Raw genomic sequence first — 9,484 nt, forward strand, 5'->3', positions numbered from 1 at the left:
GACCGCAGGCGCGCTCGCGTGCGCCTGCATGAATCGTTTGACGATCCGGTCCTCGAGCGAATGAAAGCTGATGACCACCAGCCGCCCCCCTTGCTCCAGCAACGACAGCGCTGCGTCTAAAACGACTTGCAGCTCCGCAAGCTCTTGATTGACGTGAATCCGTATAGCCTGAAAGGTGCGGGTTGCCGGGTCCTTACCCTTCTCACGGGTTTTGACGGCGTTAGCCACGATTTGGGCAAGCTCGCCCGTGCTGTCGAGAGGCCCGAGACGGTCGGACTCTGCCCGGCGAGCAACAAGCGCCTTTGCAATCTGAAAAGCAAACCGTTCTTCCCCATAATCTCGAATCACCTCCGTCAGTTCCTGCACCGTGGCCCGCGCGAGCCAGTCTGCAGCGGACTCGCCGCGCGTCGGGTCCATCCGCATGTCGAGCGGACCATTGGCGCGAAAGCTGAAGCCCCGCTCCGGGTCGTCGATTTGCGGCGACGACACGCCCAGGTCCAGCAGCACACCCGACACACGCCCTACCCCGCGCTCGGCCAGAGCGTCGCGCAGTGAAGCAAAACTTTCGTGCACGATCGAGAACCGCGCGTCGCCCACCTGTTCGGCGGTGGCGATCGCCAGCGGATCTTTGTCGAACGCGATCAGCCGGCCGCCTTCCGCGAGCCGGCCGAGCACGGCGCGGCTGTGGCCGCCGCGCCCGAACGTGCCGTCTACATAGACGCCGTCCGCGCGCGTGACGAGCGCATCGACCGCTTCATCGAGCAGCACCGTGCGATGCTGCAATCCTTGTCCCATCGCAGATGCCATAGCGTTTTTTTACCCGCGATCAGAACGTGAAATTCTTCAAGGCGTCGGGCATGCCTTGAGCCATCGCCGCCTGTTCCTTCGCGGCGTAGGTCTGCGCATCCCACAACTCAAAATGACTACCCATGCCAAGCAGCATGACTTCCTTTTCCATTCCCGCTGCAAGACGTAATTCGGGTGAGACGAGCACACGGCCCGCGCTGTCGAGATCGACGTCGGACGCGTTGCCTAGAAAGATGCGGCGCCACCAGTGGGCGTCCATCGGCAAGGCTGCGACTTTCGCGCGGAACACTTCCCATTCGGGGCGCGGAAATAGCAACAGGCAGCCGTCCGGGTGCTTGGTGATCGTCACCCGGCCTTCTGCCTGTTGTTGCAGCGCGTCCCGATAGCGCGACGGAATCGACATCCGTCCTTTCGCATCGAGTGTTAGCGCCGACGCCCCCTGGAACACTTCGCTCCCCTTGCGCGGCGCCGCTCGCCGCCCGTCTAAATCTCAGGAAATTTACCCGAATACATCTCTGAAATCACACAAAAATACACTTTCTCACACTGTCTCCCACTTTAGAGGAACGCCTTTCGAGGGTCAAGGTGGGCCGCACGTTTTTTGACGAAATTTATCCGCTAGAACAAGGACTTAGCGGCACCTGCTCAAGTCGGCACTAAAACCAAAAACCGTTATGAATGAATGAGCTAACGCAGGTTGTGAAGGTGATTTGTGAAATGCGCGGGGAAAACCGCGATGGTGCGGGGGCTGGGGAGGGATTAAACCGGGCGTCTGAAAGATGTGGAAAGCGTTTGAGAACGGCATAAAACAGCGGACCGGTGAAGCATACCGGTCCGTGTCCACGTCTCAAACTAGAGCTTAAATATAGTAAGCCGTGCGGGTCATGACCTTCGATGCGGCACGCATGAGCGAGCGCAACGGCAGCGGCAGTTCGATACCGCCCAGATCCGTGGCCGACTTCGCGTGGGCGATTTCGTCGGTACGCATCTGTTCGACGATTGCGCGCGATTCGAGGTCGGCGGGCGGCAACGCGTCGAGGTGGCTGTCGAGGTGATGTTCGACCTGGCGTTCGGTTTCCGCCATGAAGCCCAGGCTCACCTTGTCGCCCAGACGGCCTGCCGCGAGGCCGATCGCCAGCGCCCCGGCGTACCAGAGCGGATTGAGCAGGCTGGGCCGCGAGTCGAGCGCTTCCAGACGGCGCGCCGTCCAGGCGAGATGGTCTTCTTCCTCGCGCGCGGCCTGCTCGAACGCGGCCTTGAGCGTGGGCGAACGCGTCGCGAGTTTCTGCGCCTGATACAGCGCCTGCGCGCACACCTCGCCGACGTGATTCACGCGCATAAGACCGGCTGCATGCGTGCGTTCGGCGGGCGTGAGTTCGCCGGGCAGCGTCGCCGCGACGGCGCCGCCCGTGGCCACCGCGGCGTCGGCGGTCGCGACCTGCGCGGACACGGCGTCGGGGGACGGTTGTGGCATCGGCCGCGACATGCGCGACACGCCAGTGATCGAGCGCAAACCGCGATCGAATTCGGTAATCAATTCGTCAAACATCATCCAGCCTTCCTCCGTGCGCACGGCAAAACGGACCACTTAAAAGGACCGCCTGAAGCGCCCCTGAAAGGCCGACCGACCGGCCGTTCAAAGTCGCTACAGGAACACGCGCAGGCCCGTCAATAAGGGGCTGCGCCGATATCCAGGCGCATATTCTAGACCATGTTGTGTAAACGAAACAGGTACTTAGGTGCGCCTGGCTTTTCCTTTGTGGGCCATAACCCTTTTGTTACATTACGTGTCAACTTCTCGCGAAGTTCGATACCAAGGCCACCGCAAGACAAATAAACAGGCCTTGTAAAAAGACGCATAAAAGCTGTCAAACACTGGAGATCATTCAATGAAGAAGTCGCTTCTCGCGCTCGCCGCGATGGGTGCGTTCGCGGGCGTCGCCCACGCTCAGAGCAGCGTCACGCTGTACGGCATCATCGACGAAGGTTTCAACATCAATACGAACTCGGGCGGCAAGCACCTGTACAACCTGTCGAGCGGCGAACTGCAGGGTAGCCGTTGGGGTCTGCGTGGTGCTGAAGACCTGGGCGGCGGTCTGAAGGCGATCTTCGTGCTCGAAAACGGCTTCGACGTGAACAACGGCAAGCTCGGCCAGGGTGGCCTGATGTTCGGCCGTCAGGCCTACGTGGGCCTGAACAGCGCCCAGTTCGGCTCGGTCACGCTGGGTCGCCAGTACGACTCCGTGGTCGACTACGTCGGCCCGCTCGAAGCCGGCGACCAGTGGGGCGGCTACATCGCTGCTCACCCGGGCGACATCGACAACTTCAACAACGCGTACCGTACGAACAACACGGTCAAGTACACCAGCGCCAACTACGCTGGCCTGACCTTCGGCGGCACGTACAGCTTCGGCGGCACGGCCGGCGACTTCTCGCACAATCAGATCTTCTCGGTCGGTGCAGGCTATAACAACGGCCCGCTGTCCCTCGGTCTCGCTTACTTGAACGCACGCACGCCGGCAGCATCGGGCGGCCTGTTCAACAATGGCGGCACCGCAGCAGCGGCCAACGCCGCCGTGACTTCGTCGGTCTACTCAGGCTTCACGTCGGCCAATACGTACCAGGTGATCGGTGCGGGCGGTGCCTACACGTTCGGCGCAGCCACGTTCGGTATCACGTACTCGAACATCCGCTTCGCGAACCTGGGCTCGACCTACGCGCTCGCCGCCTATAAGGGCCAGTCGGCAACGTTCAACAACGCCGAAGTCAACTTCAAGTATCAGTTGACCCCGGCTCTGCTGGTCGGTGCGGCCTACGACTACACGCGCGGCGTGTCGATCAACGGCGGCTCGCGCGCCCAGTATCACCAGGGCGCAGTCGGCGTGGACTACTTCCTGTCCAAGCGCACCGACGTCTACATCACGGGCGTCTACCAGCACGCACTGGGAGACACGATCAACGCCGCTGGCGAGACCGTCGCAGCCACCGCAAACATCAACAACCTGACCGGTTCGTCGAACCAGAACCAGTTCACGGCGCGCGTCGGTATCCGCCACAAGTTCTAAGAAGAACAGCCGTTTCAATCTCAAGGGCACCTTCGGGTGCCCTTTTTCTTTGCCGCAAAAAGAAAGGCCTGCCCTCGCGGGCAGGCCTTCATGGTGATTCAACCGGAACGCTCAGGCGCGGCCGTCGCGCAGTTCACGGCGCAGAATCTTGCCGACGTTGCTCTTCGGCAGGTCGCTGCGGAATTCGATGAGCTTCGGACGCTTGTAGCCGGTGAGCTGCGTCTTGCAGTAGTCGAACACGTCCTTGTCAGTGAGAGCCGGGTCCTTGCGCACGATGTAGAGCTTGACCGCTTCGCCCGAGTGCTGGTCGGGCACGCCCACCGCAGCGACTTCGAATACGCCCGGCAGCTTGGCGACCACGTCCTCGACTTCGTTCGGATAGACGTTGAAGCCCGACACCAGGATCATGTCCTTCTTGCGGTCAACAAGCTTCACATAGCCGCGCGTGTTCATCACGCCCACATCGCCGGACTTGAAGAAGCCGTCGGCGGTCATGACCTTGGCCGTCTCTTCCGGACGCTGCCAGTAACCCGCCATCACCTGCGGGCCGCGGATGCAGATCTCGCCTGCTTCGCCGACCGGCAGTTCGTTGCCGCTATCGTCGCGAATCGAAATTTCCGTGGACGGCAGCGGCAGGCCGATGGTGCCCGTGTACTCGGTCGCCGTGGTCGGATTGCAGGTGACGCTGGGCGACGTTTCCGACAGACCGTAGCCTTCGACGATCGGCGTCTGGGTGCGCTCGTACCAGCGCTTCGCCACGGCTTCCTGCACAGCCATGCCGCCGCCGTTGGCGACCAGCAGATGCGAGAAGTCGAGTTTGTCGAAATCGGGATGGTTGAGGATCGCGTTGTAGAGCGTGTTGACGGCCGGGAACGTCGTGATCGAATAGCCGTGCAGTTCCTTGATCATGCCGGCGATGTCACGCGGATTCGGAATCAGCACCGCGAGGCCGCCCGTGCGCATCGTCAGCAGGCCGCAAACGGTGAGCGCGAACACGTGATAAAGCGGCAGCGCCGCGACCGTCACCGGCTGGGTGCCAGCCGGCAGGCGCGCGAGCGCGGGCTCGGTCCACGCGGCCGATTGCAGCACATTGGCGATCAGATTGCGGTGCAGTAACGTCGCGCCCTTCGACACGCCGGTCGTGCCGCCCGTGTACTGGAGGAACGCGACGTCGTCGGGCGTCTGCTCCACGGGCTTGAAGGTCGAGCGCGCACCGGCCGCGATCGCATCGTTGAAGCGCACATGGCCCGGCAGGCTCCACGCGGGCACCATCTTCTTCACGCGACGCACCACGAAATTGACGATGAAGCCCTTCGCGCCGAGCAGATCGCCCATCGACGCCACCACGACGTGCTTCACGCGTGTCTGCGCGATCACGGCTTCGAGCGTATTGGCGAAATTTTCGAGGATGATGATCGCTTCGGCGCCGCTGTCCTTGAGCTGATGTTCAAGTTCGCGCGGCGTATAAAGCGGGTTCACGTTCACGACCACATAGCCCGCGCGCAGGATCGCGGCGAGCGCGACGGGATATTGCAGCACGTTCGGCATCATGATGGCGATGCGCGCGCCGCGCTCGATACCACGCGACTGGAACCACGCAGCGAGCCGCTTCGAGAGTTCGTCGAGCTGACCGTAAGTGAGCGTCTTGCCCATGCACGCGAAGGCGGGCTTCGAACGGTTGGCGTTGAAGCTCTCCGTGAGCAACGCCGTGATGGACGCGTATTGGCTCGCGTCGATTTCCGCGGGCACGCCGGGCGGGTACGATTTCAGCCAGACTTTATCCATGCGGCGTCTCCTCCTCAGGTATTTTTCGAATGGTCGTGCTAAAACGCCGATCGTAGCATGCGCCTGGCGCATTTCTGCCGCGAAACAGCGAGTTAGAAAGCCCCCTCGAAATACGCGAGGGGACAATTTTTCCGTGACGGGTTAAGGGTTTACGCGCGCTCGACTTCGACGAGGCAGTCGTAGAAGGTGGCCGAGCCGCCCAGATCGGTGAGCGCCTGACTCGTCACTTCGTTGGCGTTGCGGCCATCCGGCGCGAGCTTCTTCCACCAGATCGACAGACCCACGACGAGGCCCGCGCGGGCGCGCTCGGAAACGCGTGCGCGCGCACGCATCGAACCGCGATCATTGAATACGCGCACCTGATCGCCGTCGGCGATGTTGCGCTGTGCGGCATCGGCGGGATTGAGATCGACGTGCGGCTCGCCTTCGGTCGCGCGCAGGCTTTCGACGTTGACGAAGGTGCTGTTCAGGAAGTTGCGCGCGGGCGGCGAGATCATCGCGAGCGGATAACGCGCGGCCAGTTCGGGCGCGTGATCGGCCGATTCGTAGGGCGGCAGGTAGTCCGGCAGCGGATCGAGTCCGGCTTTCGCGAGGGCTTCGCTGTAAAACTCGCACTTGCCTGTGGGCGTGCGGAAACCGCCCTGGGCGAACGGAGCATCGGCGATGTCGAGCTTGAGCCACGCGTTCTCTTTGAGCGTCGACCAGTCAGCGCCGTTGAACGCGGGGTCGCTCCAGTCGAAGGCGCGCGCGGCCACTTCTTCGTCGCTTTCGAACAGCGCCGGTTCGGTCAGGTTCATGGCGCGTGCGATCGAGCGGAAGATTTCCGTATTCGGGCGCGCCTCGCCCACCGGCGCGATGGCGGGCAGATTCGCCATGACGTGCGTGTGGCCGTAGGACTTGTGGACGTCCAGATGCTCGAGCTGGGTCGTCGCGGGCAACAAAAGATCGGCGTAGTCGGCGGTATCGGTCTGGAATTGCTCCAGCACGATCGTGAAGAGATCCTCGCGCGCGAAGCCCGCCGCGACCTTCCCCGAATCCGGCGCGACCGCCACCGGGTTCGAGTTGTAGACGACGATCGCCTCGATCTTCGGGCCGAACTGGGCGTCGCCCGCGTGCGTGAGCGCATCGCCGATCTGGTTCATGTTGACGACGCGCGGCTGATGCTTAGGCCAGCCAGGAATCAGGTCAGGACGCTGGAGCGCGTTCGCATCGACAGGCGCCCAACCCGACGAGGACAGCAGCACGCCGCCCGCGCGGTCGCGCCACGCGCCCGTCAGGGCGGGCAGGCAGGCAATCGCGCGCACTGCGTTGCCACCGCCGCGCACGCGCTGCAGGCCGTAGTTCATGCGGATCGCCACCTTGCGCGTGGACGCGTAGAGGCGCGCGAGATCGACGATGGTTTGTTCTTCGATGCCGCAGATCTGCGCCACGCGCGCGGGCGTGTAGGTGAGCGCGCGCGCCTTCAGTTGCTCGTAGCCGTGCGTGTACGCCGCGATGTATTCGTGATCGAGCCGGTCTTCGGTGATCAGCACGTGCATCATGCCGAGCGCGAGTGCGCCATCGGTGCCGGGCTTCGGCGCGATGTGCTGATGGCATTTTTCGGCGGTGAGCGAGCGATACGGGTCAATCGCGATCAGCTTCGCACCGTTGCGCTTGGCTTCCTGCGCGCGAGTCCAGAAATGCAGGTTCGAGGCGATTGGATTGGCGCCCCAGATCAGGATCACTTCGCTTTCGGCGAAATGCTCGGTAAGCATGCCGAGGCTCGAACCGTAGGTGTAGCGCAGACCCGCCGCGCCCGCCGCCGCACAGATCGCACGATCGAGCCGCGATGCGCCGAGCTTGTGGAAGAAGCGCTGCGCGATGCTGTCGCCCTGCACCAGTCCCATCGTGCCCGCGTAGCTGTATGGCAGGATCGCTTCGGGCGCGCGCTGCGCAATCTCGCCCAGGCGCGCGGCCGCGATTGCGCAGGCCTCGTCCCAGCTGATTGGCTCGAAACGCCCTTCTCCCTTGGCGCCGACGCGCTTCATCGGCTGCGTCAGGCGCTTCGGATGGTGCACGCGTTCGGCGTAGCGTGTGACCTTGGTGCAAAGCACGCCTTGTGTCGGCGGATGCTCAGGGTCGCCGCTCACCTTGATCGCCCGGCCGTTCTCGACGGTGACGCGCATCGCGCAGGTGTCGGGGCAGTCGTGGGGACAGACTGCGCGGGCAAATTCGGCTCGGGCGTTCATGGGGATTCGTGTGGCAAGGGGCTATCGATGGCGTGATTCTATTATGTTCGGCGCACGCCGCTGCTGCGTGCCCCGCCGCTTGCTGCGAAAAAAAACCGTGGGCGTAAAATGGCCTGACTACGCCCGCCATCAGAAGTGGCGGGCGCTCCTATTCTGCGCATTGCCAGCTACGAGTCAGCCATGAAACTGATCCCGGAAATCCAGGCCGCCCAGGGCGAAATCCAGGGGCTACGACGAACGATCCACGCCCATCCCGAACTGCGATACGAAGAGACCCGCACTTCTGAGCTCGTTGCCTCGAAGCTTGAGGAATGGGGCATCGAGGTGCATCGGGGACTGGGGAAAACAGGCGTGGTCGGCGTGCTTAAACGCGGTAACGGCACACGCTCGATCGGACTGCGCGCCGACATGGATGCGCTGCCCATTCAGGAACTCAACACGTTCGATCATCGCTCGCACAATGACGGCAAGATGCATGCGTGCGGCCATGATGGACATACCGCGATGCTGCTGGGCGCGGCGCAATATCTTGCGCAGCATGGACAGTTCGACGGCACCGTCGTCTTCATTTTCCAGCCTGCAGAAGAAGGCGGCGCCGGCGCCAAGGCCATGATCAAGGATGGTCTGTTCGAGCGCTTTCCCGTCGATGCGGTATTCGGTATTCACAACTGGCCGGGCATGCCAGCTGGTTTCTTCGGCGTGACCGAAGGACCGATTATGGCGTCGAGCAACGAATTTCGTATCGATATCAGCGGTGTCGGCTCGCATGCCGCGCTGCCGCACAACGGGCGCGACCCGGTCTTTACCGCGGTGCAGATCGCCAATGGACTGCAGAGCATCATCACGCGCAACAAGAAGCCGCTCGATACCGCGGTGCTGTCGATCACGCAGATTCATGCCGGCGACGCGGTCAACGTGGTGCCCAATACCGCCTGGCTCGCGGGGACGGTGCGCACGTTCACTACGGAAACACTCGATCTGATTGAAGCGCGGTTGCGCAAGATCGCGCAAAACACGGCCGAAGCGTATGACTGCTCCGTCGAAGTGAGTTTCCTGCGCAATTATCCGCCGACGGTGAATAGCAGCGCGGAAGCGCAGTTTGCGGCGGAGGTGATGCGGGAAGTCGTGGGCGCCGATCGTGTCGACGATCACGTCGAGCCGACCATGGGCGCCGAAGACTTCTCGTTCATGCTGCTGGAAAAGCCCGGGTGCTACGCGTTTCTTGGCAATGGCGATGGCGGACATCGCGACGCCGGGCACGGCGCTGGCCCGTGCATGCTGCATAACGCGAGCTATGACTTCAACGATCAGTTGCTACCGGTTGGCTCTTCGTACTGGGTGCAGTTGACGACGAAATTTCTCGCGCAGAAGTGATTGGTTTGCAGGATTGTTGAATGCAAAAAAGCCGTCCCCCGGGACGGCTTTTTTGTCTGCTTCGTTGTGCGTGTGGGCTTCCCGCGCCCAAACGCCAGAACCCCGGCTCTCTTTCGGAGAAACCGGGGTTCTGGACGTACTGCATAAGGAGCCTGACGATTACCTACTTTCACACGGGCAATCCGCACTATCATCGGCGTGGAGCTGTTTCACGGTCCTGTTCGG

Annotated in this window: 7 protein-coding genes; 2 read left to right on the forward strand and 5 right to left on the reverse strand. The window is 62.5% G+C overall.

Annotation, left to right across the window (positions count from 1 at the left end; genetic code table 11):
* The 3 genes from rsmH to coq7 all read right to left on the reverse strand — a co-directional run.
* On the reverse strand, positions 1 to 795 hold a 795-nt coding region (gene rsmH / locus VG320_RS06250), incomplete at its 3' end, for a 16S rRNA (cytosine(1402)-N(4))-methyltransferase RsmH (protein WP_327199268.1).
* A 31-nt stretch (positions 796 to 826) separates the two neighbouring features.
* Positions 827 to 1,255, reverse strand: coding sequence for a division/cell wall cluster transcriptional repressor MraZ (gene mraZ, locus VG320_RS06255; RefSeq protein WP_027818006.1), 429 nt, complete (start codon positions 1,253 to 1,255; stop codon positions 827 to 829).
* Between the two features lie 411 nt (positions 1,256 to 1,666).
* Positions 1,667 to 2,359 carry a 2-polyprenyl-3-methyl-6-methoxy-1,4-benzoquinone monooxygenase gene (gene coq7 / locus VG320_RS06260; RefSeq protein WP_103707273.1) on the reverse strand — a complete coding sequence of 231 codons (693 nt, stop codon included), beginning with the start codon at positions 2,357 to 2,359 and terminating at the stop codon, positions 1,667 to 1,669.
* A gap of 337 nt (positions 2,360 to 2,696) precedes the next feature.
* On the opposite strand from coq7, the gene VG320_RS06265 reads away from it, so the two are divergent.
* On the forward strand, positions 2,697 to 3,872 hold the full coding sequence (locus tag VG320_RS06265) for a porin (RefSeq protein WP_327199269.1): 1,176 nt from the start codon (positions 2,697 to 2,699) through the stop codon (positions 3,870 to 3,872).
* A gap of 111 nt (positions 3,873 to 3,983) precedes the next feature.
* Here the strand turns inward: VG320_RS06265 and VG320_RS06270 are convergent, their stop codons facing one another.
* Positions 3,984 to 5,657 (reverse strand): long-chain fatty acid--CoA ligase, encoded by a 1,674-nt coding sequence (locus tag VG320_RS06270; RefSeq protein ID WP_327199270.1) that lies wholly within the window; start codon positions 5,655 to 5,657, stop codon positions 3,984 to 3,986.
* A gap of 149 nt (positions 5,658 to 5,806) precedes the next feature.
* Positions 5,807 to 7,885: a molybdopterin oxidoreductase family protein gene (locus VG320_RS06275; protein ID WP_327199271.1), complete on the reverse strand. Its 2,079-nt coding sequence runs from the start codon at positions 7,883 to 7,885 to the stop codon at positions 5,807 to 5,809.
* Between the two features lie 180 nt (positions 7,886 to 8,065).
* On the opposite strand from VG320_RS06275, the gene VG320_RS06280 reads away from it, so the two are divergent.
* Positions 8,066 to 9,259: a M20 aminoacylase family protein gene (locus VG320_RS06280; protein ID WP_327199272.1), complete on the forward strand. Its 1,194-nt coding sequence runs from the start codon at positions 8,066 to 8,068 to the stop codon at positions 9,257 to 9,259.
* The last annotated feature ends 225 nt before the right edge of the window (positions 9,260 to 9,484 follow it).

Source organism: Paraburkholderia sp. (assembly GCF_035948235.1).
Lineage (GTDB): Bacteria > Pseudomonadota > Gammaproteobacteria > Burkholderiales > Burkholderiaceae > Paraburkholderia.